Annotated in this window: 25 protein-coding genes; 15 read left to right on the top strand and 10 right to left on the bottom strand. The window is 64.1% G+C overall.

Annotated features, from left to right (window positions below; genetic code table 11):
• Window positions 1-60 precede the first annotated feature (60 nt).
• From NKH13_RS07755 to NKH13_RS07740, 4 genes are read left to right on the top strand one after another with little or no spacing between them, the layout of a single operon-like run.
• Window positions 61-942, top strand: coding sequence for a branched-chain amino acid ABC transporter permease (locus tag NKH13_RS07755; RefSeq protein ID WP_352716364.1), 882 nt, complete (start codon window positions 61-63; stop codon window positions 940-942).
• Window positions 939-1,901 (top strand): branched-chain amino acid ABC transporter permease, encoded by a 963-nt coding sequence (locus NKH13_RS07750; RefSeq protein ID WP_352911857.1) that lies wholly within the window; start codon window positions 939-941, stop codon window positions 1,899-1,901. Before NKH13_RS07755 ends, NKH13_RS07750 begins: the two co-directional genes overlap by 4 nt.
• Window positions 1,898-2,626 (top strand): ABC transporter ATP-binding protein, encoded by a 729-nt coding sequence (locus NKH13_RS07745; protein WP_352911854.1) that lies wholly within the window; start codon window positions 1,898-1,900, stop codon window positions 2,624-2,626. Before NKH13_RS07750 ends, NKH13_RS07745 begins: the two co-directional genes overlap by 4 nt.
• Window positions 2,619-3,338: an ABC transporter ATP-binding protein gene (locus NKH13_RS07740; RefSeq protein WP_352911851.1), complete on the top strand. Its 720-nt coding sequence runs from the start codon at window positions 2,619-2,621 to the stop codon at window positions 3,336-3,338. Before NKH13_RS07745 ends, NKH13_RS07740 begins: the two co-directional genes overlap by 8 nt.
• Here NKH13_RS07740 and NKH13_RS07735 read toward each other — a convergent pair whose 3' ends face one another.
• Together NKH13_RS07735 and pncA are read right to left on the bottom strand one after the other, a co-directional pair.
• Window positions 3,339-4,766: a sodium:proton antiporter gene (locus NKH13_RS07735; protein WP_352911848.1), complete on the bottom strand. Its 1,428-nt coding sequence runs from the start codon at window positions 4,764-4,766 to the stop codon at window positions 3,339-3,341.
• A gap of 40 nt (window positions 4,767-4,806) precedes the next feature.
• Window positions 4,807-5,406 carry a bifunctional nicotinamidase/pyrazinamidase gene (pncA, locus tag NKH13_RS07730; RefSeq protein ID WP_023718168.1) on the bottom strand — a complete coding sequence of 200 codons (600 nt, stop codon included), beginning with the start codon at window positions 5,404-5,406 and terminating at the stop codon, window positions 4,807-4,809.
• A 272-nt stretch (window positions 5,407-5,678) separates the two neighbouring features.
• Between pncA and NKH13_RS07725 the strand changes: the two genes are divergently transcribed.
• The 6 genes from NKH13_RS07725 to NKH13_RS07700 are packed head-to-tail and all read left to right on the top strand — an operon-like array spanning window position 5,679 to window position 12,740.
• Window positions 5,679-6,539: an FAD binding domain-containing protein gene (locus NKH13_RS07725; RefSeq protein WP_352911845.1), complete on the top strand. Its 861-nt coding sequence runs from the start codon at window positions 5,679-5,681 to the stop codon at window positions 6,537-6,539.
• Entirely contained in the window at window positions 6,539-9,292 is a 2,754-nt protein-coding gene (locus NKH13_RS07720) for a molybdopterin-dependent oxidoreductase (protein WP_352911842.1), read from the top strand. The genes NKH13_RS07725 and NKH13_RS07720 overlap by 1 nt, the downstream gene beginning before the upstream one ends.
• On the top strand, window positions 9,289-10,833 hold the full coding sequence (locus NKH13_RS07715) for a 6-hydroxynicotinate reductase (protein WP_352911839.1): 1,545 nt from the start codon (window positions 9,289-9,291) through the stop codon (window positions 10,831-10,833). Before NKH13_RS07720 ends, NKH13_RS07715 begins: the two co-directional genes overlap by 4 nt.
• Entirely contained in the window at window positions 10,830-11,705 is an 876-nt protein-coding gene (locus NKH13_RS07710; protein WP_352911836.1) for a UPF0280 family protein, read from the top strand. The genes NKH13_RS07715 and NKH13_RS07710 overlap by 4 nt, the downstream gene beginning before the upstream one ends.
• Window positions 11,698-12,282, top strand: a complete 585-nt coding sequence (locus NKH13_RS07705) for an amino acid synthesis family protein (RefSeq protein ID WP_352911834.1) — start codon at window positions 11,698-11,700, stop codon at window positions 12,280-12,282. The genes NKH13_RS07710 and NKH13_RS07705 overlap by 8 nt, the downstream gene beginning before the upstream one ends.
• Window positions 12,279-12,740 (top strand): MarR family winged helix-turn-helix transcriptional regulator, encoded by a 462-nt coding sequence (locus tag NKH13_RS07700; RefSeq protein ID WP_352490575.1) that lies wholly within the window; start codon window positions 12,279-12,281, stop codon window positions 12,738-12,740. Before NKH13_RS07705 ends, NKH13_RS07700 begins: the two co-directional genes overlap by 4 nt.
• A 68-nt stretch (window positions 12,741-12,808) precedes the next feature.
• Here NKH13_RS07700 and NKH13_RS07695 read toward each other — a convergent pair whose 3' ends face one another.
• The 3 genes from NKH13_RS07695 to NKH13_RS07685 are packed head-to-tail and all read right to left on the bottom strand — an operon-like array spanning window position 12,809 to window position 16,664.
• On the bottom strand, window positions 12,809-13,774 hold the full coding sequence (locus tag NKH13_RS07695) for a substrate-binding domain-containing protein (protein ID WP_254815861.1): 966 nt from the start codon (window positions 13,772-13,774) through the stop codon (window positions 12,809-12,811).
• Window positions 13,771-15,084, bottom strand: coding sequence for an ABC transporter permease (locus NKH13_RS07690; protein ID WP_023718176.1), 1,314 nt, complete (start codon window positions 15,082-15,084; stop codon window positions 13,771-13,773). Before NKH13_RS07690 ends, NKH13_RS07695 begins: the two co-directional genes overlap by 4 nt.
• Complete coding sequence (locus NKH13_RS07685) at window positions 15,081-16,664, bottom strand: sugar ABC transporter ATP-binding protein (protein WP_352911831.1); 1,584 nt, start codon at window positions 16,662-16,664, stop codon at window positions 15,081-15,083. Before NKH13_RS07685 ends, NKH13_RS07690 begins: the two co-directional genes overlap by 4 nt.
• A 217-nt stretch (window positions 16,665-16,881) precedes the next feature.
• Here NKH13_RS07685 and NKH13_RS07680 point away from each other — a divergent pair, with 217 nt between their 5' ends.
• Together NKH13_RS07680 and NKH13_RS07675 are read left to right on the top strand one after the other, a co-directional pair.
• Window positions 16,882-17,901: a LacI family DNA-binding transcriptional regulator gene (locus NKH13_RS07680; RefSeq protein ID WP_352449454.1), complete on the top strand. Its 1,020-nt coding sequence runs from the start codon at window positions 16,882-16,884 to the stop codon at window positions 17,899-17,901.
• Window positions 17,902-18,148: 247 nt separating this feature from the next.
• On the top strand, window positions 18,149-18,772 hold the full coding sequence (locus NKH13_RS07675; RefSeq protein WP_352911829.1) for a L,D-transpeptidase: 624 nt from the start codon (window positions 18,149-18,151) through the stop codon (window positions 18,770-18,772).
• 135 nt (window positions 18,773-18,907) lie between these two features.
• Here NKH13_RS07675 and NKH13_RS07670 read toward each other — a convergent pair whose 3' ends face one another.
• From NKH13_RS07670 to NKH13_RS07660, 3 genes are all read right to left on the bottom strand, one after another.
• On the bottom strand, window positions 18,908-19,909 hold the full coding sequence (locus NKH13_RS07670) for an LLM class flavin-dependent oxidoreductase (RefSeq protein ID WP_352911826.1): 1,002 nt from the start codon (window positions 19,907-19,909) through the stop codon (window positions 18,908-18,910).
• A gap of 158 nt (window positions 19,910-20,067) precedes the next feature.
• Window positions 20,068-21,228: an AI-2E family transporter gene (locus tag NKH13_RS07665; protein ID WP_352717114.1), complete on the bottom strand. Its 1,161-nt coding sequence runs from the start codon at window positions 21,226-21,228 to the stop codon at window positions 20,068-20,070.
• Window positions 21,229-21,346: 118 nt separating this feature from the next.
• On the bottom strand, window positions 21,347-22,408 hold the full coding sequence (locus tag NKH13_RS07660) for an LLM class flavin-dependent oxidoreductase (RefSeq protein ID WP_352717115.1): 1,062 nt from the start codon (window positions 22,406-22,408) through the stop codon (window positions 21,347-21,349).
• A 229-nt stretch (window positions 22,409-22,637) separates the two neighbouring features.
• Here NKH13_RS07660 and NKH13_RS07655 point away from each other — a divergent pair, with 229 nt between their 5' ends.
• Complete coding sequence (locus NKH13_RS07655; protein WP_023718183.1) at window positions 22,638-23,066, top strand: DUF6481 family protein; 429 nt, start codon at window positions 22,638-22,640, stop codon at window positions 23,064-23,066.
• An 82-nt stretch (window positions 23,067-23,148) separates the two neighbouring features.
• On the opposite strand, the gene sugE is transcribed toward NKH13_RS07655, so the two are convergent.
• Window positions 23,149-23,463: a quaternary ammonium compound efflux SMR transporter SugE gene (sugE, locus tag NKH13_RS07650; protein ID WP_352717116.1), complete on the bottom strand. Its 315-nt coding sequence runs from the start codon at window positions 23,461-23,463 to the stop codon at window positions 23,149-23,151.
• A 152-nt stretch (window positions 23,464-23,615) separates the two neighbouring features.
• Window positions 23,616-23,741 carry a hypothetical protein gene (locus tag NKH13_RS07645; protein WP_013528464.1) on the bottom strand — a complete coding sequence of 42 codons (126 nt, stop codon included), beginning with the start codon at window positions 23,739-23,741 and terminating at the stop codon, window positions 23,616-23,618.
• Between the two features lie 215 nt (window positions 23,742-23,956).
• On the opposite strand from NKH13_RS07645, the gene NKH13_RS07640 reads away from it, so the two are divergent.
• Window positions 23,957-24,766 carry a transglutaminase-like domain-containing protein gene (locus tag NKH13_RS07640; RefSeq protein ID WP_352717117.1) on the top strand — a complete coding sequence of 270 codons (810 nt, stop codon included), beginning with the start codon at window positions 23,957-23,959 and terminating at the stop codon, window positions 24,764-24,766.
• 122 nt (window positions 24,767-24,888) lie between these two features.
• The gene (locus NKH13_RS07635; RefSeq protein WP_352911821.1) at window positions 24,889-25,854 is read left to right on the top strand and encodes a cation diffusion facilitator family transporter; all 966 of its coding nucleotides are present in this window, start codon (window positions 24,889-24,891) and stop codon (window positions 25,852-25,854) included.
• Window positions 25,855-25,893: the final 39 nt, after the last annotated feature.

Below are 25,893 nucleotides of genomic sequence, written 5' to 3'. Positions count from 1 at the left end.
GCCAAGACACCCCCCTCTGGCCAGAGGGGGGTGCTTCGCGCATCCGCCGGTGCTTAGCCGATGCACTTCGGACCTCACCTGCTCCTCGCCGCCCTCGAAGGCCTCGTCACCTCCGCCGTCCTGGCGCTGACGGCGCTTGGCCTGTCGCTGGTGTTCGGCGTCATGCGCATCGTCAATGTCGCGCATGGCGAGTTCTTCATGCTGGGCGCGGTGCTTGCCTGGGCGATCTCTACGGCGATATCCGGCCATCCGGCGCTCGGCTTCCTGGCCGCCCTGGTGCTGGCGCCGCTGATCGTCGGCCTGATCGCATTGCTCGCCGAACGGCTGGTGCTGCGCCGGCTCGACTACAATCCGGAAGCCACCATCGTCGCCACCATCGGCATGCTCTACATCATCCAGCAACTGGCGCTGACCTTCTATGGGCCGGAGGCGCGGCCGGTGGAGCCGCCGTTCAGCTACCGCATCCTGCTGCCGTGGTTCGGCTATTCCGGCTACAAGCTGTCGATCATCGCCGCGTCGGCGCTGCTGCTGGTCGCGACCTGGCTGGTGCTGACGCGCACGAAAATCGGCCTCATCATGCGCGCCACGCAATATGACAGCGAGACGGCGCAGGCCTTCGGCATTCCGGTGACCAGAGTCTATGCCGGCGTCTTCGCGCTCGGCGCCATGCTGGCGGCTGTGGCCGCGGTGCTGATCGTGCCGATCAGCCAGGCGCATTATCTGATGGGGCAGGATCCGCTGCTGCTGTCGTTCATCGTCGTCATCATCGGCGGCCTCGGCTCGCTGCGCGGCACGGTGGTCGCCGCGGTGCTGATCGGCCTTTCCGACGGCATTATCTCGGTGTTCTTCTCGCCGACGCTGGCCAAGATCATCGCCACCTTGCTCGTCGCCATGGTGCTGGTGTTCCGGCCGCAGGGCCTGTTCGGGACGACATCGCGATGAAGGATGCTTCGCCGGCAAAGCCATATGCGCTGCATCTCGGCGTCATCGCCCTGCTTTTCACCCTTAGCTTCGTCCTGCCGGAATACCATCACGGCCTACTCGCCCGCATCATGGTGCTGGCGGTCTTCGCCATGGGCTACAATCTGCTGTTCGGCTATGCCGGGCTGCTCAGCCTCGGCCATGCCATGTTCTTTTCGGCCGGGCTCTATGGCGCCGGCCTTGCCGTCATCCATCTCGGCTGGAGCGTGCCGGCCGCCTTCGCAGCCGGGCTTGCCTGCGGCGCGCTGCTTGCGCTGGTGATCGGGCTGCTGGCGCTGCGCACCTCCGGCGTCGCCTTCATGATCGTCACCATGATGTTCGCTCAGGTATTCTATCTCGTCATCCTCTATCTCGCCGCCTGGACCGGCGGCGACCAGGGCATGGTCGTACCGCAGCCGATGCGGGTCCTGGTCCTGGGCAGCACGTCGCTCGACCTCACCAACCCGACCGTGCGCTATATGAGCGCGCTGGCGCTGTTCTCGATCGTGCTGCTTATTAGCTTGGCCACAATCCGCTCCGGCTACGGCCGCGTGCTGGTCGCCATCCGCGAGAACGAGGAGCGGACCAAGATGCTTGGCTACGATACGTTCTCCAACAAGCTCGTCGCCGTCGTCATCTCAGGCAGCATCTGCGCGGCTTCCGGCGCGGCCTATGCGCTGCTGTTTGGCTATGTGGGCTCGAGCTTCGCCTCGGTGCAATATTCCATCCTGCCGCTGCTCTGGGTGCTGCTGGGCGGTGCTGCCACCACGCTCGGGCCGCTGATCGGCACGCTGTTCATGTATTACGTCATCGACGTCGCCAGCGGCTACACCTCGGCCTATCTGCTGATCGTCGGCATTGCGCTGATCCTGCTGGTGCTGTTCTTCCCTAGGGGCATTCTCGGCAGCATCCGCCAGCGCTGGCTCGGGTGGTTGCCATGATGCCGCTTTTGACGACCAAAGGCCTGTCCCGCAGTTTCGGCGGCTTGCGCGCCGTCGACGGCGTCGACTTCGCGCTGATGCCGGGCGAGATCCGCGCCGTCATCGGCCCCAACGGTGCCGGCAAGACCACCTTCGTCAGCCTGGTCAGCGGCCGCATCCAGCCCTCGTCGGGCACGATCGTCTTCGACGGCGCCGACATCACCAATCTGCCGGCCTACGCCAGAGTTCGCCTTGGCATCGCCTACACCTTCCAGATCACCAGCGTCTTTGCCAATCTCAGCGCCTACGACAATGTTGCCCTGCCGGTGCAGCGCACGCTGACCGACGGCCGCTCGAAGGGTGCTGTTCACATCGGCGTCATGGCGGCGCTCGAGCGCACCGGCCTTGCCGATCGGGCGCAAATGCCGGCCGGGCAATTGTCCTACGGTCACCAGCGGTTGCTGGAAGTGGCGATGGGGCTGGCACTGAAGCCGCGGCTGCTGATCCTCGACGAACCGACGCAAGGGCTGGCCGACAGCGAGATCGACAATTTCATCGAGCTGGTGCGCGAGATCGCCGATAGCGCCACCGTGCTTTTGATCGAGCACAACATGCCGGTGGTCATGCAGCTCGCCGACCGCATCACCGTCTTCAACGCCGGCAGGATTTTAGCTGAAGGCACGCCCGAGCAGATCCGCGCCAATGCCGCGGTGCAGGACGCCTATCTGGGGACCACCCATGGCTGAGGCCCAGTCCAAGGCACTGACGATCTCCGGGCTTGATTGCTTCTATGGCGAGGTCCAGGTGCTCTATGGCCTCGATCTCGTGTTGAACGAGGGCGAGGTGCTCTGCCTGTTCGGCCGCAACGGCGCCGGCAAGACGACGACGCTGAAGGCGATCATGGGCCTGGTGCCGGCAAGCGCCGGCTCGATCCGGCTCGAAGGGCGGGAATTGACCGGCCTGCCGGCGCACGAGGTGCCCAAGGCCGGCGTCGCCTACGTGCCGCAGGGCCGGCGGCTGTTCGCCGAGATGACGGTGGCTGAAAACATCGAGATCGGCCTGATGGCCCGCGACAAGGGCAGGGCGACCCGCGAAAACGTGCTCGATCTTTTCCCGCTGCTGCGCCAGCGCCTCAGGCAGCGTTCCGGCACGCTGTCCGGCGGCGAGCAGCAGATGCTGGCCATGGCCCGCGCCCTGTGTCTGGAACCGCAGGTGCTCCTGCTCGACGAGCCGACCGAAGGGCTGATGCCGTCGATGATCGCCAAGATCCGCGAAACCGTGTCGAAACTGCGTGCGCTTGGCGTGTCGACAATTCTTGTCGAGCAGCGCGTCGATGCTGTGCTGTCGGTTGCAGACCGCGTTTGCTTCATCGAAAACGGCCGCAACCGCGAGACGGTCGATGTCGAGGAACTGCGTGCCGATCCCTCCGCGGTCCGTCGCTATGTCGGCGTCGGCTGATCAGGCAAAGAACAGTAAGCCGGCGAGCAGGAAAGTCGGGATCAGCACGGCGCCTGACCACGCCATGTAGCCAAAGAAGCTCGGCATCTTGATGCCGCGATGCCGGGCAATGGCATAGACCATGAAATTCGGCGCATTGCCGACATAGGTGTTGGCGCCCATGAATACCGCGCCGGCCGAGATCGCCGCCAGCGTCGAGGCGAGCTCGGTCATCAGATGTTGCGCATCGCCGCCCGCTAGCTCGAAGAACACCAGATAGGTCGGCGCATTGTCGAGGAAGGACGACAGCGCCCCGGTCAGCCAGAAATAGGCAAGGTTGTCGGGCGCGCCGGCAGGCGAACTGACCAGCAGCACCAACGGCGCCAGCGCGCCGTCGAGGCCGGCCCGCAATATGGCGACGACCGGCACGATGCAGATGAAGATGCTGGCGAACAGCTTCGCCACCTCGGCGATCGGCCCCCAGTTGAAGGCGTTTGCGCCGCGAAACTCCTTCGGCGAGACGACAAGCGACGTGAAGGCCAGTATCAGGATGGCGGCGTCGCGCACCAGATTCTGCAGCTCGAGGCTGACGCCCTGGAAAGCGAAGCTCACTCCCGGCTTCCAGGCAGCGGAAATCAGGATCGCGGCGATCACCCCGGCCAGCAGCGGGATGTTGGCCAGGCCACGAATGCGCACCTTGCTGTCGGGCGTCGGATCCTTGATCTTCGGCGCGCCTTCCTCGCGGTGATGCAAGATGATGTCGATCGCCAGGAAAACCACCAGCACCACGCCGGCGACGAACAGCGTCTCGGGCAACAGGTGAACTGTCGTCCAGAAGAAATCGACGCCGCGCAGAAAGCCGACGAACAGCGGCGGATCGCCCAGCGGCGTCAGCGACCCGCCGATGTTGGACACCAGGAAGATGAAGAAGATGACGACATGGGCGTTGAAGCGCCGGTTGTCGTTGGCGCGGATGAGCGGCCGGATCAGGATCATCGAGGCGCCGGTTGTGCCAATGACCGAAGCAAGCACAGCCCCGCCCAGCAACAGCCCGGCATTGACCAGCGGCGTGCCGTGTATGTTGCCGGCAACGAAGATGCCGCCCGAAATGGTGAACAGCGCAAACAGCAGGATGATGAACGACATGTATTCGGTGAGCAGCGCATGCAGCACCGCCTGCGTGGCCGACGGGATGCCGAAGGCGATGGCCAGCGGCCCGATCACCAACGCTGCCCAGAAGGCAGCGATCTTGCCGTAATGGTGTTCCCAGGCATGACGGAAGAGCAGCGGGCCGGTCGCGATGCAAAGCAATAGCCCGGCAAACGGCAGCACCCACCACAGCGACATGGCGGCGCCCGGCAATTCGTGCGCTTCGGCCGCGAGAACCGCTCCCGGAGAAAAGATTGCGGCAACAAGTGCAGCACTTGCCGTCAACGCCGCAAACCGCATGAAGCCCCTCAAAAGTCTGTCAGCTTCGGCTGGATGACGTTCAAATCAGCGCCACGCCGGCATCGCGCATCCGGCCCAGCATCCTCTCCACGGAGCCGTTGAGGTCGATGCCGCGGCAGGCGTCGAGCCGCACGGACGTCTCAAAACCGAGCTTGACCGCGTCGAGCGCCGAAAAGGCGACGCAGAAATCCGTCGCCAGGCCGACCAGGGTCAGCGTCTCGATGTTCCGATCACGGAGATAGCCGGCAAGGCCGGTCGGCGTCGTCCGGTCGTTCTCGAAGAATGCCGAATAGCTGTCGATCGCAGGACGGAACCCCTTACGGATCACCAGCTCGGCCTTGCTCCAGGCGAGGCCCGAATGGAAATCCGATCCCAGGCTGCCCTGGATGCAGTGATCCGGCCACAGCGTCTGGTGGCCATAAGGCACATCGATCGTTTCGAACGGTTGCTTGCCGGGGTGGCTGGAGGCAAAGCTCGAATGGCCGGCAGGGTGCCAGTCCTGCGTCAGCAGGACGTGCTCGGTCCGCCGGATCAGGTCATTGACCAAGGGCACGATTTCGTCGCCACCGGCCACTTCCAGGGCGCCACCCGGGCAGAAATCGTTCTGCAGGTCGATGACGACAAGCGCTTCGTCGGCCATGGAGCCTCCTTATTTTCTTGGTCTTGAGCTTAGGCTCCAATGAAAACGCGACCGGACGCAGAAACTTGACCAGATGGCCGGCTGCGTCAACCTCTCATGGCATAACAAATGCGTTCCGGGCGTACCGGTGCCCATAGCCGTGCAAACTCTGGCTTTGACAATTCCTGCCGGCTTGATATCATTTGCATACGAATGAATTTCCTGCCTTGCATGCTCGGGAAAATCTTTCGGCAGGATCCCCTCTCGGGAAGCCCATTCTGGGAAGGCAAAGCGTGATCCGTTACGCAAAACCCACCACGGTCGACGACGCCCTCGCTTTGCTGGGCGAAGGGCAATGGCGCATCCTCGCCGGCGGCACCGACTTTTATCCGGCACAGGGCAGCAAGCCTTTCCGCGACAATGTCCTCGATATCAATGGCCTGGTGGCATTGCGCGGCATTGCCGAAGCCGAAAACCATTGGCTCGTTGGCGCGCGCACCACCTGGACTGATCTCGTCCGCCATCGTCTGCCGGCGGCTTTCGAGGCGCTGAAGCAGGCGGCGCGGGAAGTCGGCTCGGTGCAGATCCAGAACGTTGCCTCAATTGCCGGCAATCTTTGCAATGCCTCGCCAGCCGCCGACGGCGTGCCGGCGCTGCTGGTGCTCGACGCCGAAGTCGAACTGCGTTCCGCGGTGGCGAGCCGGCATCTGCCCCTTGCAGAATTCATCCTCGGCAACCGTCGCACCGCACTGCAGCCCGGCGAAATGGTCACGGCAATCCGCATTCCCAAACCCGCGACCGCCGGCAGCTCCGCCTTCGTGAAACTCGGCGCGCGGCGTTATCTCGTCATCTCCATCGCCATGGCCGCCGCACGCCTGGCCGTCGAAGATGGTGTCGTCAGGAACGCGGCCGTCGCCGTCGGGTCCTGCTCGGTCGTCGCCGGGCGCCTGGCGGGTGTCGAGGCGGCGCTACGCGGCCTGCCCGTCGGCCACGCGCTGGCCACTGCGATCCAATCCGCGCCAATGGACGAGCTGTCGCCGATCGGCGACGTGCGCGGCAGCGCCGAATATCGGCTGGATGCGGCGCGCGAGATCGTTGCCCGTGCCGTGCTTGGTGCTGTGGGCGCTGTTCCCGACGAAAGGGCGGCAGCCTGATGGGCATGGAGCACGCCAACATCGCCTTCGAGGTCAACGGCGCCGCCGTCAGCGTTTGCGTGCCGCCGGTGCGGCGGCTATCCGCGGTGTTGCGCGACGAGCTGCGGCTGACCGGCACCAAGATCGGCTGTGATGCCGGCGATTGCGGCGCCTGCACGGTGCTGGTCGACGGCGAGCCGGTCTGCGCCTGCCTGATGCCCGCGGCTTCCGCCTCCGGCACCGTGGTGACGACCGTCGAAGGTCTCGGCGATGGCCGGCTGTCGGCGCTGCAGGCCTCGTTTCTCAGCCATGGCGCAGCACAATGCGGCGCCTGCACGCCCGGCCTGCTGGTCGCCGCAACGGCACTCCTGGACAGGACGCCTTACCCGAGCGAGGCCGAAACGCAGGATGCGCTGGGCGGCGTGCTCTGCCGCTGTACCGGCTACCGCAAAATCGTTGCGGCGGTAATGGATGCTTGGCGCCACGCCGATGGTCTCGATCAGCGCATGCCATTGTCCGGCCATGCCGTCGGCTCCTCTCCGATCCGCCTCGATGGCGTGCCGAAAGTCACCGGCGGCGAAAAATTCGGCGGCGATTCCTTCCCCATGGATGCATTGTCGGTGCTGGTGGTCCGCTCGCCGCATTATCATGCGGCCTTCAGCTTCGGCGATCTCGATGCCTGGGTGAAATCCCGTCCCGGCATTGCCGGCGTCTTCACCGCCGCCGACATTCCGGGAAGGAATTGTTTCGGCGTCATCGCACCCTTCGCCGACCAGCCGGCGCTCGCCGAAGGGTTTTCGCGCTTTCGCGGCGAGGCGGTGGCGCTGGTTGCCGGCGAACGCGAGACTATCCTCGATCTCGACCTTGCCGATTTCCCGGTCAGTTGGACCGAATTGCCGCATTTTCTGGAAACTGGCGAAGCGCAGGCCGGCGGCGCGCCACTGGTCCATGAAAACCGGCCCTCGAACCTGCTCACCTCCGGCTTTGTCGAGCGTGGCGACCCCGAAGCCGCGCTCGCGGACGCGGCTTTCGTCGTTTCCGGCGCCATCGACACCTCCTATGTCGAGCACGCCTATATCGAACCGGAAGCCGGCTATGCCTTCATGGACGGCGACACGCTGGTCGTCGTCGCCTGCACGCAGGCGCCCTATATGGACCGTGACGACACGGCAAAAGTGCTCGGCCTTGCCCCGGAAAAGGTGCGCATCGTGCCGACCGCCACCGGCGGCGGCTTCGGCTCCAAGCTCGACGTCTCGCTGCAACCGCTCATCGGCCTCGTCGCCATGAAAACCGGCCGGCCGGCGGCGCTCGCCTATACCCGCACCGAATCGATGATCTCGACCACCAAGCGCCATCCCGCTCGGATGAGAGCGAGCATCGGCGCCGATGCCGACGGCCGCGTCACCGGCATGGTCTTCGCCGGCGATTTCAACACCGGCGCCTATGCCAGTTGGGGGCCGACGGTCGCCAATCGCGTGCCGGTGCACGCCTCCGGCCCCTATGCGACGCCGAACTATCGCGCCGAAGGCCGCGCCATCCACACCAATGGCCCGATTGCCGGCGCCTTTCGCGGTTTCGGCGTGCCGCAGGCGACGATCATGCAGGAGACCCTCTATGACGAGCTGGCCGACAAGCTCGGCATGGATCGGCTCGACTTTCGCCTGAAGAACTGCCTTCGGAACGGATCCGAAACAGTTACCGGGCAGCGGCTCGAGTCGGGCGTCGGCATCGCCGACTGCCTGGAGGCCCTCCGCTCACATTGGCAGTGTGCCCTTCGCGATGCCGAAGCGTTCAATGCCGGCAGCAGCATCAAAAAACGCGGCGTCGGCATCGCTTCTTGCTGGTACGGCTGCGGCAACACCTCGCTGCCCAATCCGTCGACCATCAAGGTCGGCATCTCGGTATCGGGCGAAGTCGTCCTGCATCAGGGCGCCGTCGATATCGGGCAAGGTTCCAACACTGTCATCGCGCAGATCTGCGCCGACGCGTTGGGTCTTCCACTTGAACAACTCCGGCTGAAAGGCGCCGACACGGCGATCACCCCCGACGCCGGCAAGACCTCGGCCTCGCGCCAGACCTTCGTCACCGGCAAGGCCGCCGAAAAGGCCGGCCGCGCCTTGCGCGAGGAGATCTTGCGTTTCGCCAATGTCTCGGAAAAGGCGGCGATTGCGCTGGACGGCACAAGCCTGAGCATCGGGGAAGGCGAAGCGACGCGCCGCATCGATCTTTCCTCGCTGAAGGCAGACGCCGAAGGATTCGTCTTCCGGGCCGAGGAAAGCTACGACCCGCCGACGCAGCCGCTCGATGCAAAAGGTCAGGGCAAGCCTTACGCCGTCTATGGCTATGGCGCCCAGATCGCCGAACTGGAGGTCGACCTCAGGCTCGGCACCGTGAAGCTGATAAAAATCACCGCCGCGCACGATGTCGGCAAGGCCATCAATCCCTTGCTTGCCGAAGGCCAGATCGAGGGTGGCATCGCCCAAGGCATCGGCATGGCGCTGATGGAAGAATACATCCCCGGCCGCACCGAAAACCTGCACGATTATCTGATCCCGACGATCGGCGACGTGCCACCGATCGAGACGATCCTGATAGAAGTTCCGGACCCGGAAGGACCCTTCGGGGCCAAGGGTTTGGGCGAGCATGTGCTGATCCCGACGGCGCCGGCGATCCTCAACGCCATACGCCATGCCGCCGGTGTGCTGGTCACCAAAATTCCGGCGACGCCGACCCGCATCCGCGCCGCCATCCTCGACAAGGAGGCGCGCCGATGAGCGAGCTTGCCGAACGCTTCGAGACACACGATCCCGGCGAAAAGCTGGTGGCCGAGAAGATCCGCTGCGATGCGTGTCCGGTCATGTGCTACATCGCCGATGGCCGCACCGGCGCCTGCGACCGCTACGGCAATGTCGGCGGCAGGATCGTGCGGATGGATCCGCTGACCATCCTCGACCACGCGGCCGAGACAGGCGGCGCGGTCGTGCCCTTTGCGGAGGAAGGCAAGGGCTGGGACGGCGAACTGGTCAACACCGGCCGCCGCTTCGTCACCGCGATCGGCGCCGGCACCACCTATCCCGACTACAAGCCGGCGCCCTTCATCGTCAGCCAAGCGGTCGAAGGCGTCGATCTGGTCACCGTCGTCACCGAGGGCATCTTCTCCTATTGCGGCGTCAAGGTGAAGATCGACACCGACCGTCATATCGGCCCCGAAACGGCAACGGTCCATGCCGAAGGCGAGGCGATCGGCCATGTCACCACCGGCGAATACGGCTCGCAGATGCTGTCGCTGGGCGGCGTGCATCATTTGACCGGCGGCTCGAAAGCTGAAGGGCGCGCCACCTGTGACGCCATGCTCAGCCTGTGCAACCGCAAGCCGGTCGAGCTCGTCATCGACGGTGGCGCCACAGTCATCGTCGAAGCCGGCAAGCCGCCTGTCATCGACGGCAAGCTCGAGCAGCGCATGCGCGTCGGCTGCGGTTCGGCCACCATCGGCATGTTCGCCACTCAATGGCGCGGCCTTGTCGACGAGGTGGTGGTGGTCGACGACCACATCACCGGCGTCGTCTCCGAGCATCAGGCTGGCAAGGTGCTTGGCTGGCAGGACACCGGCATCAAGATCATCGGCCGCCGTTCGACGCCGGGCCGTTATTTCAAGGTGTCGGAGCCCGGCCTCGGCTGGGGCGGCACCAGCATCTCCGACCCGCTGTCGATCCTTGGTGAATGGAACGCCAAAAAGGGTGCGCGCCCCGGCATGTCGCTGCTGATGGTCTCGACCACCGGTGAGCAATTCGCCTATTACGAGCTCGACGACGAATTGAAGCCGGTGCAGAAACCGTTCCCGGAGCGGCTGCGGAAGTCGGTTGAACTGATTGAGGACAATTGCGAGCCGGCGCTCTGCACCGTGCTTTTCGTCGGCGGCGCCGGCGGCTCGCTGCGCGCCGGCGTCACCGAGAACCCGGTCAATCTGACCCGCTCGGTGCAGGGCCTCAAGACCTATGTGACGGTCGGCGGCGCGCCGGTCTATGTCTGGCCGGGCGGCGGCATCACGCTGATGGTCGACGTCACCCGCGTGCCGGAAGGTGCCTTCGGCTATGTCCCGACGCCGGCGCTGGTGGCGCCGATCGAGTTCACCATGCGCCGCGACGATTATGTCAGGCTCGGCGGCTACGAAGCCGAAATCCGCAGCGTCGATGATATCCTGGCTAAGGGCGGCGAGTATCTCAACCCGCGCCGCGGCACGGCCGCACCCCGTGACAATCCCTGGCCGCCGCTGGCGCAGTTGCGTCGCGCGGCCGCAAACGGGGCCGGGCGATGAACGGCCCACAGGCGCATTGGCTCAAGGACGGCCGGCGACTTCACCTCAATCATGGGCCGATTGACCTGATCGTCGAGGCATTCGGCGAGGCGAATGAATGCAGCGCCGCATATCGCCAGGCAATGGCGCGCTTCCAGACAATCCTGGTTGAACTGGTCGAAGAGTTGCCCGGGCTGCGCTGCCCGGCCTCCTCGCAGCCCCGTGCTTTCGCAGGCCCGACGGCACGTCGCATGGAAGCGGCGGTCGTTCCGCTAGCGAAACAATTCATTACGCCGATGGCTGCCGTCGCCGGTTCGGTAGCCGACGAAGTGCTTGGCGCGCTGCTTGCCGGCCACCGGCTCGAGCGCGCCTATGTCAACAATGGCGGCGACAGCGCGATCTATCTCGGCCACGGGCAGTCGATGACGCTTGCCATTGCCGGGACAGGTCATGGGTTGGCAGATCGTCTCACGATCCGCGCCGAAGACGGGATCCGCGGTGTCGCGACAAGCGGCTGGCGCGGCCGCTCCTTTTCGCTGGGCATCGCCGACGCGGTCACGGTGCTGGCGCGAACGGGTGCTGAAGCCGATGGCGCCGCGACCTTGATCGCCAACGCCGTCGATCTGCCCGGTCATCCGGCCGTTAGGCGCGTACGGGCGCGCGATCTCGCACCTGACAGCGACCTCGGCGACCGTTTGGTGACACAGGGCGTCGGGCCGCTTTCCGCCGCTGAAATCGCTCTTGCGCTGGAAGGCGGATTTGCCGTTGCCGAGGAGTTTCGGCGGCGCGGCCTGATTGCCGCCGCGGCGCTTTTCCTCGGCGGTCAGGTGCGCATCGCAGGTCCGATGGCGCTCGCCAACAAAGTTTTAGAGAGGGAAATTGCTCATGCCTGAGTTTCCGATCCGCAAGATCGCCGTGCTGACCGAAGAGATTTTTCACGAAGGCGGGCCGATGGCGAAGGTGCCGCGGCGCCGCGCCGCGGCCATGGCTGTGGTGAAGAACCCGTTCGCCGGCCGTTACGTCGAGGAACTGCAGAGCGCCATGGAGGATCTGAAGCCGCTCGGGCTGCTACTCTCCGACAGGCTCATTGCCGCATTGGGCGGCGACGTCAAACAGATCGACGGTTACGGCAAGGGCGCCATCGTCGGCATGGCGGGCGAGCTGGAGCATGGCGCGCTGTGGCATGTGCCGGGCGGCTATGCCATGCGCGAGCGGCTCGGCGACGCCAAGGCGATCGTGCCGTCGGCAAAGAAGGTCGGCGCCTTCGGCGCGCGGCTCGATGTGCCGCTCGGCCACATCAACGCCGCCTATGTGCGCAGCCATTTCGACGCCATGGAAATCGGCATCAGCGATGGTCCGCGTCCTGACGAGATCCTGTTTTGCCTCGCCATGACCTGCGGCCCGCGCGTGCACGACCGCATGGGCGGGCTGGCGGCCAAGGACATCAAGGCATGGGATGGGCTGCGGTGAGCGCCGAGGACAATCTGCTCAAGCTGGTCGAGGCCGAGGAGCCTGACGAAAACGACTATCGCTTGCAGGAGCAGGTCGGCTTCATTCTGCGCAAGGCGCATCAGCGCCACGTCTCGATCTTCGCCGCACATATCGCCGATCTGACGCCGCCGCAATTTGCCGCTCTGGCCAAATTGCGCGACGTCGGCGAGACCTCGCAGAACCAGCTTGGCAGCCTGATCGCCATGGATGCGGCGACGGTGAAGGGCGTCATCGACCGGCTGAAAGCGCGTGGCTTTGTCGAACTTAGCAAGCACGAAGTCGACAAACGGCGCCTGCTGGTCAGTCTGACGGCCGAGGGGCGCGACGCGATCGAGCGGCTGATCCCGCTTGCCCGCGAGATTACGCAGGAAACGCTGGCGCCGCTTTCCGCCAGGGAAGCGGCCATTTTCATGAAGCTGCTGGCCAAGCTGGCTTAATCTGCTGCCTGCCGGCGTTTGGTTGTTGTTCCTGCCGGGCGCTGAACGCCCGGCAGGAAAGCCTCGTCTCAGAGGCCGTTGTCCTTCAGGATCTGGGCGGCATTTTCCTTGGTGATCTTCTGCGTCGGCAGGGTGATGGTCTTTTCCACCTTCTCCCCGTTCAGGAACTTGATCGCCTGCCGCAGCCCTTCGGCGCCCGGCGTCACATAAGTGAACGTCGCCGTCAGCTCGCCATTGGCGACCAGCTGCACGCCTTCATTGGGCAGGCCGTCGATGCCGATGAACTTGATGTCCTTCTCACGTCCGACGTCCTTGGCGGCAAGATAGGCGCCATAGGCCATCGGATCATTGTGGCCGTAGACAAGATCGATCTTCTCGTTGTTGCGCAACGCGGTCGCCATGATGTTGTAGGCCTGGTCCTGCTTCCAGTCGCCCGACTGCTGGTCGAGCAGGTATTTTATGCCGGGCTCCTTGTCGGTGAATTCATGGAAGCCGTCATGGCGATCGTGTGCCGGCTGGGTGCCCATGCCGCCCCAGATCTCGACGACGTTGCCGGCAGCCTTGCCCTTGCCGCCAAGCAGCTCGACGGCATATTCACCGGCAGCCCGGCCGATCAGCTTGTTATCGCCGCCGACGAACTGCGTGTAGTCATTGGTTTCGACGTTGCGGTCGAGCACGAAGACCGGAATCTTGGCATCGATCGCCTGCTGCACGACACCGGTCAGGCCGGCGGATTCTTTCGGTGACACCAAGAGCGCATCGACCTCCTGACGGATCAGGTTTTCGACATCGGCGACCTGCTTCTCGGTCTTGTCCTCGCCGTCGGTGATGATCAGCTCGACTTCCGGATGCTTGGCCGCTTCGGCCAGGATGTCCTTGTTGAACTGGGCGCGCCAGGGTTCGATGGTCGTCACCTGCGAGAAGCCGATCTTCCACTTCTTGTCCTGCGCATGGGCGCCGCCGGCAAGCATGGCGGTCGTGGTCAGGAGTGCCGCTGTCAGCCCGGCGAGCTTCAACAATTCACGTCGTTTCATTTCTTGTTTCCTCCAATATTCAGAGACGCGGTCTCTTGCGACGGCCGCTTTGCCGCGGCCGTTTCCTTGTGCGCTTGCCCACCGGGCAGTCGCAGATAGAAGAGAAGATCACCGGCATTGCGCTCCTGTACGAGCACGGTACCGATGATGATCATCCCCTTCAGCACCAGCTGAAGGTTCGAATTGATGTTGTGCAGCTGCAGGATGTTGGAGAGCAGCCCGAAGATCAGCACGCCGCAGAACGTCCCGGTGAGGCTGCCGCGTCCGCCCATCAGGCTGGTGCCGCCGATGACCACGGCGGCAATCGCGTCGAGCTCCAGCCCGGCGCCGGCGTCCGGCTTGCCTTGCCGGTACTGCGCGACATAGAGCACCGCCGCGATACCGGCCAGCAGCCCTGACACGGCATAGGTGGCGATCTTCACGCGGCCTGCGGCGATGCCCGACAGCCGCGCCGCCTCCTCATTGCCGCCGATTGCGTAGACATAGCGGCCGAACGGGGTGAAGCGCAGCACGGCGCCGTAGATCAGGATGGCGCCGAGGAAGAACAGGCCCGGCATCGGGATCACGCCGAACACCAACGAGCGCAGCATTTCGAAATCGGCTGTGGCGTTCGAGCCGGTATAAACCGGCAGCACCGCATTGTTCTGGCCGGCGGTCAGCCGGGCGATGCCGAGCGCAGTGACCATCATCGCCAGCGTCACGATGAAGGGCTGCAGCCGCCCGGCGACGATGATAAAGCCGTTGAGCGCGCCGAACAGCAGGCCGACGCAAGGCGCCACCAGCAGCACGCCGAGCACGCCGAATTTTGAGCCTACCTGCGGCAGCAGGAACCACAGCACCAGACTGCACAGGATCACCCCGACAATGCCGGGCGTCACCAGCCCGCGAACGCTGTCCAACCTGATGTCGTGCGTGGCCTGCGCGCCGGCGCGGGATTTTTCGATGTTCAGCAGGATGAAACGAGTGACGAGAATGCCGAGGCAAAGGGCTGCCACGGCAACTGTCGGCACCCCCAGCACCACCGCCGGCGTCACGCCTGGGACCGTCAGCAGCATGGCACAGACAACCGTGCAGATCGCCATCAGCGAGCCGACGGAAAGGTCGATACCGCCGGTGATGATCACCGCAGTCATGCCGGTGGCAATCAGGCCGGTGGTCGACACCTGGCGCAGCACATCGAGCAGGTTGCCGTAGGACAGGAAGATGTTGTTGCCCTTGGAGCTGATCGGCGAGCCGAGCACGCCGATCAGGAAAATGGCGATCAGGCCCCAATAGAGCTTCGTGCGGGACAGGATATGCAAAATGCTCATGCGGCAGGCCTCGTCATGGTCCGTCGCGGCGCCGCAAGCCGCATGATGGCCTCCTCGCTGGCTTGCGCGCGGGACAGCATTCCCGTCTGGCGGCCGTCGGCCATGACCAGGATACGGTCGGAAAGATGCAGCAGCTCCGGCAATTCCGAGCTGATGACGGCGATCGCCAGCCCGTCTCGCGCCAGCTTGAAGATGAGATCGTAGATTTCCCGCTTGGCGCCGACATCGATGCCGCGCGTCGGCTCGTCTAGCAGCAGCACCCGCGGCCTCGTCGCCAGCCATTTTCCGATGACGACCTTCTGCTGGTTGCCGCCGGACAGCGTGCCGGCCGGCTGCTCGACGGTCTCGCAGCGAATGCCGAGCGCCTTGACGGCGTCCCGTGCCAGCCCTTGCTCACCGGCCAGCGAGCGCATGCCGAACCGCGCCAGCGCGCCGACCAGCGGCAGCGCGACATTGTCGGTGATCGAGGCCTCGAGATGCAGGCCTTGCGTCTTGCGGTCTTCTGTGACCAGGGCGATGCCGAGCCGGCGTGCATCGCGCGGCGAACGGATTTCTACTGCCTCGCCATCGAGCCTGATCTCACCGCCGGCACGTCCGCCGCTGGACCCGAAGATGGTTTCCAGGATTTCGGTGCGGCCCGAGCCCAGCAACCCGCCGATACCGAGGATTTCTCCTGCGGCAAGATCGAAGCTGACGCCATCGAGCACGGTGCGCCAGCCATGGCGATTGGGCTTCGACAGCGACAGCTCGCTTACGGAAAGGACCGTGTTGCCACTGGGGATGCGGTGCTCCTGGGGGGAAGCAAGCAGGTTTCGCCCGACCATCGCTGAAATTATGGCGTCTTCGTCGAGCTTGTCCATCGCCTGCGTCAAGACGTGGCGTCCATCGCGAAGCACCGTGACCCGGCTGGCCAGATGCATGACCTCGTCGATGCGGTGCGAAATGTAGACGATCGCCACGCCGCTGTCGGCGAGCTGGCGGATGATGCGGAACAGCCGCTGGCATTCGGCCGGCGAAAGCGCCGAGGTCGGCTCGTCCATGATCAGAATGCGCGCCGACATCGACAGCGCCTTGGCGATCTCGACCAGCTGCTGTTCGCCGACGCGCAAGGCACCGACGCGCGCATCCGGGTCGAGCTCGATGCCGAGCCTTTGCAAGAGCGCGCCGGCGGCGCGGCTGCTCGCCTTGCGGTCGACGATCAATCCGGCGATCAGCTTCTCGCGGCCGAGAAAGATATTGTCGGCGACGCTGAGTTCGGGGACGAGGTTCAGCTCCTGGTGGATGATGGCGATGCCGGCACGCTCGGCTTCGCGGACGCCGGCAAAGCGCACCGCATGGCCATCGATACTGACCGTTCCGTTATAGTCCGTATAGACGCCGGACAGGATCTTCATCAGCGTCGACTTGCCGGCGCCGTTCTCGCCCATCAGCGCATGAACCTCGCCGCGCCGCAGCTCGAAGCCGACATCGACAAGTGCGGCGATCCCGCCGAAGGACTTGGAGATGTGCTCGGCGCTCAGCACGACAGCCGAGCCGTCCGCCATAATGCCTTGTGCAGGGATGGAATTGCCGTGCTGCATGACAAGGACGGCCTCCCTCCGTCGTCACCGAACACCTCAAACGCTAATCTAAACGTTTCGATCATGTCAAGCCAATATCTGGAGTCTGAGATTGTTCCATTTCAATTCTTGCGCAAAACCATAAGATTCCGTAGGTATTGCTGCCGCGGAGTGGTGAAACGTTTCGAAAATGACAGCGTCAGGGCGAAAAAGGCAGCGTAAATCCACTGCACCGACCATGCTTCATGTGGCCGAGGCCGCGCGTGTTTCCGTGGCCACCGTATCGGCGCTGATCAACGGCACCGCGACCGTCAGCCCCGAGCTCAGCCAGCGCATCGAACAGGCGATCCGCGACATCGGCTATAAGCGCAACGCCATCGCCCGCAGCCTCAAGATGGGCACCACACGCACCATCGGGCTCACCGTCCCACACATCACCAACCCGTTCTTTACCGACGTGGTCTCGGTCATCCAGCAGGCTTTCGACCGGGCCGGCTACGCCGTCATGCTGTGCTGCACCGACGAGCACCTGAACACCCAGGACGACCAGATCAGGCTGCTGCTCGACCGCATGGTCGACGGACTGATCGTCGCGCGTGTCGGCGACGGCGCGATCCTCAAACGGATTGTCGACGACGCCAATGTGCCGGTCGTGCTGCTCGACCGTGTTTGCCAGGGTGTCGACACCGATGCCGTCGTTCTCGACAATCAGCGTGCGGTGTTCGACGCCATCACCTACCTGATCGATCTCGGCCATCGGCGCATCGGCTACATCTCCGGCTCTTTCGACATCTCGCCGATGCATGACCGCATGGCGGGATACCGCGAGGCTCTCCAGGCCGCCGGCCTGCCGGCCGAGGCCGAGCTCGTCCGCTTCGGCAACTTCCATGAAGTCGACGGCTACAACGCGACCATGCAGCTTCTTTCGCTGCACGACCGGCCGAGCGCCATCTTTTCGGCCAACAACCCGATGGTGATCGGCACGATGAAGGCCATTCGCGATATCGGCCTGTCCTGTCCGGAGGATATTTCGGTCGCCTGCTTCGACGATTTTCCGTGGTCGGATGTGTTCCGGCCGCAATTGACCACGGTCGCACAGCCAGTGCAGGCGATTGGCGAACAGGCGGCCAATCTGCTGCTCGACCGGCTCGCCGGAAACAGGGACGCGCCGCCGCGCAAGCTGACGCTCAAGGGACGCTTGATGATCCGCAATTCATGCCGCCCGCTAGGTGCGACTGCGCAGAGCGTCAGCGCGTAGCGCTTGGGCTCTGTTCAGAATCTTTGTAATGCCGGACGGACAGCGCTCCCTCTGTCCTGCCGACCCCGGCCCTTCGCAGCCGCTACGGGCGTTCGTCGTTCGAAAAACCGAGCAATTGAAGGGCGCGGCGCCGATCGAGCCAACAATCAGCCCGCCGATAAGCAGGAAAATCTTGGCAATCGAAGCATGTCGGATTAGGAATATGACGAGATGCGGCTGATCGCCTACACGGGCGCCGGCTTGAGTCATGTGCGTGAAATCGATCCTAATCGGGCTGGTACTTGCTGGGATGGTCGCATTCTTCGGCTGCACCACCGGCGGCGCATTAAGGACTTTCCCCTCGGCCTATGGCGGCCTCACCGATTCCGGTTTTCGCGTTCCGCCGGTTCCGATCTACAAGGTTGACCAAAAGTTCCATCGGCAGACAGTGCCTTATGCGACTGAAGAGGCGCCTGGCACCATCATTGTCGATACAGGAGCGAAGTTCCTCTACTACGTGTTGGGAGACGGTCAGGCGCTGCGCTACGGAATCGGCGTTGGCAAGGCGGGCTTCGAGTGGCATGGCACTGCTCACGTTGCGAGGAAGCGCGAATGGCCGGATTGGAGCGCGCCGTCTGCGATGATCGTGCGCGAGCAGAAGCGAGGCCGCATCATACCGGCTCATATGGAGGGCGGACTCATGAACCCGCTCGGGGCGCGCGCGCTCTATCTTTTCAACGAGAAAGGTGACACTGGATATCGCCTGCACGGTAGCCCTGAATGGTGGTCCATCGGCAAAGCGGTGTCGGCGGGCTGCATTCGCCTCATGAACCAGGACATCATCGATCTCTATAACCGCTCTACAATCGGCACCAAGGTGGTCGTCATTTAGTAGACGCCGCGTTTCCGTCTAACAGACGAGCATGACGGATCGAACACTCTCCGCGTAGAACGCGCGAACTGTTCGCGATGTTCCCCTGCCTGAGGCCGGCCTTGACCGCAACAGTGCCAAGTGGCGAACCAACTCTTAGGCAGCTTCCGACAGCGATTTGTGAGCGTCGGCCAGGATCTCGAACGAGCGCACCCGCGCCGCATGGTCGAAAATCTGCGCCGTGACCATCAGTTCGTCGGCGCCGGTGCGGCCCACGAATGCCTCGATGCCTTGCCTGACCGTTTCGGGAGAGCCGACGACGGCGCAGGAAAGCGCTTGGCCGAGCATGGTCTTGGCCATCGGATCGAGGTCGCGCTCATATCCTTCGACGGGCGGCGGCAATCGGCCGGGCCGGCCGGTGCGCAGATTGACGAAGGCCTGCTGCAGCGAGGTGAACAACAGCCGCGCCTCGGCATCGGAAGGAGCGGCGAAGACGTTGAGGCCGAGCATCACATAGGGCTTGTCGAGCTGCTCCGAAGGCTGGAAACGCGAGCGGTAGATCTCCAGCGCATGGTCGAGCTCGGCCGGCGCAAAATGCGAAGCGAAGGCGTAGGGCAGGCCGAGCATGGCGGCAAGCTGCGCGCCGTAGAGGCTGGAGCCCAGGATCCAGATCGGCACTTTTTCGCCTTCGCCGGGCACCGCGCGGATGCGTTGGCCGTCTTCGGCCGGCTGCAAGTAACCGATCAGCTCGACGACGTCCTGCGGGAAATTGTCGGCGCCAGCCTCGAGGTTGCGGCGCAGCGCCCGTGCCGTGGCCATGTCGGTGCCGGGCGCCCGCCCGAGGCCGAGATCGATGCGGCCGGGATACAGAGCGTTGAGCGTGCCGAACTGCTCGGCGATGACTAGCGGCGAATGGTTGGGCAGCATGATGCCGCCGGCGCCGACGCGTATCGTCTTGGTGCCGCCGGCGACATGGGCGATGACCACCGAGGTGGCGGCGCTGGCGATGCCCGGCATGTTGTGGTGCTCTGCCAGCCAATAGCGCCGGTAACCCAGCCGCTCGGCATGACGGGCGAGATCGAGCGAATTGGCGAGTGACTGCGAAGCGTTGCTGCCTTCGACGATCGGCGACAGGTCGAGAACGGAAAGAACGGTCATCGGCGCGGGTTTCCTGTGGGCCGAAGGGATGTAGGAAGCCGTTGCCGAGGCGGCAAATTCAAAATGTTGATGGAGCACTGGGGGCACACAACGGACGTGCGGCCGATGCAAGGTCGTGATCTGCCCCAATCGGGGGACGCTTTTGACCCTTTAAGTCGCTACTTTTTCACCTCGGGAATCTCTTCGTCCTCGAGCACCGTCGTGTGTTGCGCCGCCAGGAAATTGCCGACATGGCTGAGACCGTCGAAATGATCGCAGAACACCTTGATGACGACCAGCAGCGGCACCGCCAGCAACGCGCCGACGAAACCCCACAGCCAGGACCAGAAGGCGATGGCGATGAGGATCGCCACTGCGTTGATCTCGAGACGGCGGCCGACCACCGTCGGCGTCACGAACTGGCCTTCGACGACATCGCACATAAGGACGAAGGCCGGCGCCAGCAGCGCATAGGAAATCGTGTCGAAGCTTATCAGCGCGATGATCGTGACCAGCGTGATGGTGGTCAGCGCCCCGATATAGGGTAGGAAATTGAGCAGAGCCGCTGCCGCGCCCCAGACCTGCGCGTTGGGCACGCCGAGCGCCCACAGGCCGAGCCCGATGACCACGCCGAGACATGTGTTGATGACCGTGACAGTAAGCAGATAATGCGAGATTTCACGTTCTACGTCGTAGACGACGCGCAGCGCCCGCTTCTTTTCGCTGAGACTGGGGAAGGACTGGACAATCTTTTCATAGAACATCGTGCCCGAGGCGAGCAGGAACAGCGACAGGACGAAGACGATGGTAACGCTGGCGCCGGCCGACAGCACATTGCCGGCGGCCTGCGAGAGAATACCGGATGGCGCCATCGCCACCCTCTGGACGCCCGGCTCCTGGGATGTCTGTGTCAGGCCCTCGATCTGGCGTGAAATCTCCACGATCCTTTCGAGCGGACGGCGCAGTTGTGCCAGACGTTCGGTAAGCTGCTGGCCGATCGTCGAGGTGTTGTTGATGAGGTCGATGACCGGGCCGCTGAGCAGATATCCCGCGACGGCGACGAGGCAAAACGAAAGCAGCACCAGCAGTGTCGCCGAAATGACATCGGGCATGCCATGCTTGCGCAGGAAGCGAACGATCGGCGTCAGCGTCAGCGCCAGCAGGAAAGCCAAAATGACCGGCATGAAGAAGGCGCGGGCGAAGTAAAGCGCGTAGATCGCCATGAGGATGAAGATGCCGACGAGCAGCGAACGCATCAGATGCGCATCCGCCCGCGCCTCGGCGCGCGGATCCGGGCTTTCGGCAGCGCTTGCGCCCGAAGCGGCGGGTTCGGCTTTCATTCTGACCCTCGGCGGTACACCGCGATTGGTGCAGACCGTTGGCGAAAACGCCTCTGTGGCTTCAAGGTTCCGTTAGCCGGCGTCACCGGAAGGGCTGCCTCGCGGCCTTGCCGGTGAATCAGGCAACCGGCGTCGCCACGGCGGGAACGGCCTTCGCCGTTTCCCGGCGCACGATCGGCGCCACCTTGGTGCCGTAGAGTTCGATGGCCTTCATCACCTTGGCGTGCGGCATGGCGCCGATCGCCATTTGCAGCAGGAAGCGGTCGTTGCCGAATATCCTGTGCTGGGCAATGATCTTCTCGGCCACCTGTTCTGGATTGCCGACGAACAGCGCGCCGTTCGGGCCGCGCGATTGGTCGAAATGCGCCCGCGACGTCGGCCCCCAGCCACGCTCGCGGCCGATGCGGTTCATCGCCTCGGCCTGCGGCCCGTAAAAATCGTCGGCTGCCTGGTCCGGGGTCTCGGCGATGAAACCGTGCACGTTGAGGCTGGTGGCAAGGCTCGCCGGATCGTTGCCGGCCCGCCTGGCTGCATCCCTGTAGATGTCGAACAGCGGTGCGAACCGCGCCGGCTCACCACCGATGATCGCCAGCGCCAGCGGCAGCCCGAGCACGCCCGCGCGGGCGACAGATTGCGGTGTTCCACCGATCGCGATCCAGATCGGCAATTTGTCCTGCAAGGGCCGGGGATAGACGCCGCGATCGTTGATCGGCGCGCGCAGACTGCCCGACCAGGTCACCTTGACATGATCGCGGATGGCGAGCAGCAGGTCGAGCTTCTCGGCGAAGAGCTCGTCATAATCTTCGAGATTGTAGCCGAACAGCGGAAAGGATTCGATGAACGAGCCGCGCCCGGCCATGATCTCGGCCCGGCCGCCGGACAGAAGATCGAGGGTGGCAAACTGCTGGAAAACGCGCACCGGATCATCGGAGGACAGCACGGTGACGGCGCTGGTCAGCCTTATGCGCTTGGTCCGTTCGGCAGCCGCCGCCAGCGCCACCACCGGAGCCGAGGCAGCATAGTCGGGACGGTGGTGCTCGCCGAGACCAAACACGTCCAGCCCGACCTGGTCGGCCAGCTCGATCTCCTCGATCAGGTTGCGCAGCCGCTCATGCGCACCGATCGCACCGGGACCCGGTTCCGGGCTGACGTCGGCGAAGGTGTAGAGACCGAGTTCCATAGTGTGTCATCCCAGCGTTTGTCTTGGCGCTACAGGTAGCGATCAGTCCGTCGCCCCGCCAGAGGCCTGGATGGTGAACAGTGCGGGTGGCTTTCAGTCGAATTCAATCGAAATGGCGTCTCCCGGTTGCAACAGATCAGAATTTCATGGCTGGCATACCGTTTTGGCGCTTGAACTCTCGGTTTTCACGCGTATGTAAGCCTCGCAAATTGACTCCAGGGAAGTGGACTTGGCTATCTACAGGGAAAAAGACGTTTTCGAGCGGCGCAATGCCGCAAACGAGGCAAAGAAGGCGCTTCTGGAGCGCTTTAAGGCAAAGCCGGCGGCAGATGATCCAGCGGTGCTGGCACGACAGGCGGAGCGCAAGGCGATCCTCGAGGCCCGCGCGATACGCGAGGCCGAAAAGGCCAGGCTGAAGCAGGAAAAGCTGGCGCGCGAAGCAGCAGAAAAGGCCGAGCGCGAGGCAGCTGCCGAAGCGGCACGCATCGCCGCGGAAGAAGCTGCACAGGCCGAAGCGAAGATCCGGGAAGCTGAAGAGAACGAGCGCATCGCCCGTTTTCTTGCCGACGAGGCCGAACGCAAGGCCAAGCGTGATGCGCGCTATGCCGCGCGCAAGCAGCGCACTGGCAGGACGCCGCCCGGCTTCTCCGCCCGATAGCGCCTTCCGGCGCTGATCAGCCGAATTCAAGAATCAGGGCCGCCTTGCAGCGGCCCCGAGCGCGTTCGTCTGTCAGAATCGGCTAAGCCGCGAGCTTCAGTCCCATGATGCCGCAGACGATTAGCGCGATGCAGGCCAGCCTGATCGCCGTCGCCGGCTCCCCGAGCAGCCATATCCCCAACAGCGCCGTGCCGACGGTGCCGATGCCGGTCCACATCGCATAAGCGGTGCCGACCGGCAACGCCTTCAGCGCCAGGCCGAGCAAGGTCAGGCTGACGATCATCGAGGCTACCGTCAGGACGGTCGGCAGCGGCTTCGAGAATCCGTCGGTGTACTTGAGGCCGATCGCCCAGCCGATCTCGAACAGGCCGGCGAGGAACAGGAAAATCCACGACATCGGAACGCTCCGTTTCGATGGCTTCCGGTCGATTTCTTGAACGCGCAAAACTGTCTTCGCCCCATCCATAGGGGATGCGCGTGCGCTTAATGAACAATCATACCGGCCGCGTTTGCGGCCGGTCGAAATCAGCCGAAACGGTAGCTGCGGCCCTACTTGTCCTTCAGCTTCATCGCCTTCACCGGCGGTGCCTTCAGGGCCGGCGCCGGAGCGGGTTTCTTCGCGTCCTTCTTCGGCTTGCGGGCTTCCTTGCCTGCCTTCATCGCACCCTTAGCCATGATTCGTTCCTCCAGTTGATGTCTGGCGAAGTGAAACAAGAGAAAACGCTCGACTGCAAGAGGCCGCTGCCGTGCAGTCGCCCTGGCCGATGGCTGTCAACCGGTTTCTAATTCCCTCGTAAACCGCAGCGGTCCGTGCCATGGTCTTCTTCGCCCTGCAGCATCAGCCCTTGCGATTCGCCGGCTGATGATCAGGCAGGCCGGTCAGGACGACAATGCGGATCCACATCGGTTGCCAGATGAGCTTCGATTTCCCGCAGGAAACACCGCTGATCGCGATGCTAAATGTCCATTATTCGCGCGCATCCGATCTTGAGCGGCCGGACTTCCTGACGTCGAACCCGCCGGTGCCGATCGAAAGCTACCGCGACAGTTTCGGCAATTGGTGCAACCGTCTCGTTGCGCCGGCCGGGCGCTTTGCGTTCGGCACGGACGCGGTCATCCGCGACCCCGGCTCCTTCGAGACGCGCGAGCTGACGGCGTGGCAGCACGAGGTGCGCGATCTGCCGTCGGAGACGCTGCTGTTCCTGCTGCCCAGCCGTTATTGCGAGAGCGACGTGCTGGCGAATGAAGCGTGGCGGCTGTTCGGCAGCACCCCGCTCGGCATTCCGCGCGTCCAGGCGGTCTGCGACTTCGTCCACAACCACATCGTCTTCAACTATTTCAATGCGCGCCCGACGCGCACCGCCGCCGAGGCCTATCGCGAGCAGAGTGGTGTGTGCCGCGACTTTGCCCACCTCGCTGTTGCCTTCTGCCGCGCCCTGAACATTCCGACCCGCTACTGCACCGGCTATATCAGTGATATCGGCCTGCCAAAGCCGTGGTCGGACATGGATTTCGCCGCCTGGATGGAGGTCTATGTCGGCGGCCGCTGGCACGCGTTCGACCCGCGCAACAACGCGCCGCGCATCGGCCGTATCCTGATTGCCTCCGGACGCGATGCCGCCGATGTGCCGCTGACCCACATTTTTGGGCCGGGCGCGCTGGCTGGCTTCAAGGTCTGGACGGACGAGGTCGTCGAATAGCCCCGCGCCGCCCTTTTGAACAACTGACCTTTTGAACAACTCGACACTTCGGGCGTTGTGGGAACTGTGGAGCGTGGGCGGGCGCTCCGCCAATCTCGGTGCATCAACCAAGGCAGCACACCATGGCGGCGCATGGCGGGTCGAAAAAAGTGATCTATGCGGCGCTCGCCGGAAATCTTGCGATCGCACTGACCAAATTTGCCGCTGCCTTGTTCACGGGCAGCTCGGCAATGCTCTCGGAAGGCGTCCACTCGCTCGTCGATACCGGCAATGGCAGCCTGCTGCTTTACGGCATGCACCGTGCCGCCCGGCCGGCCGACCGCACGCATCCGCTCGGCCATGGCCGCGAGCTGTACTTCTGGAGCTTCATCGTCGCGCTCCTCGTCTTTGCACTGGGCGCCGGCATATCGTTCTACGAAGGCGTGACGCACATCATGGCGCCGGAGCCGATCGCCAACGCCAAGGTGAACTACGCTGTCCTTGGCCTTTCCTTCCTCTTCGAAGGCACCTCTTGGCTGGTGGCGCTGAAGGAATTCCGCCACCAAAAAGGCAGCCACGGCTGGCTTGAGGCGGTGCAGCTCAGCAAGGATCCGAGTGTCTACACCGTACTCTTCGAGGACAGCGCGGCACTTCTCGGCCTCGTTGTCGCCTTCGCCGGCATATTGGCAGCGGAACGGCTGGACATGCCTAAGCTCGACGGCGCCGCGTCGATCGGCATCGCGCTCATCCTGGGCGCGACCGCGATCTTCCTGGCGCGCGAAAGCAAAAGCCTGCTGCTCGGTGAGCCGGCCTCGCCCGAGGTGCAAACAAAGGTGCTGGCCATCGTCCAGCAGGACCCGGCGGTGCAACGCGCGAATGGCGCACTGACGCTGCATATGGGTCCGCAGGAGATCGTAGCCGCTTTGAGCATCGAGTTCGAGGATCATCTGTCTGCGCCGGAGATAGAGACCTGCGTCGAGCGCCTCGAGACACGGCTGAAGGCGGAGATGCCGGAGGTGACGCGGCTCTTCGTCAAGCCGCAGACCACCGGCACCTGGGAACGCCGGAGCAAGGCCTTGGCGGGGGCATCCGGACAAGAACCGGCCTAAGGAAAATGGCTTGAGGAAACCGATGCGTCATCGGGCAGT

It is taken from the genome of Mesorhizobium sp. M1348 (assembly GCF_040317925.1).
Lineage (GTDB): Bacteria > Pseudomonadota > Alphaproteobacteria > Rhizobiales > Rhizobiaceae > Mesorhizobium.
The sequence above is the reverse complement of the archived record's forward strand: the minus strand, read 5'-3'. Positions and strand labels throughout refer to the sequence as shown.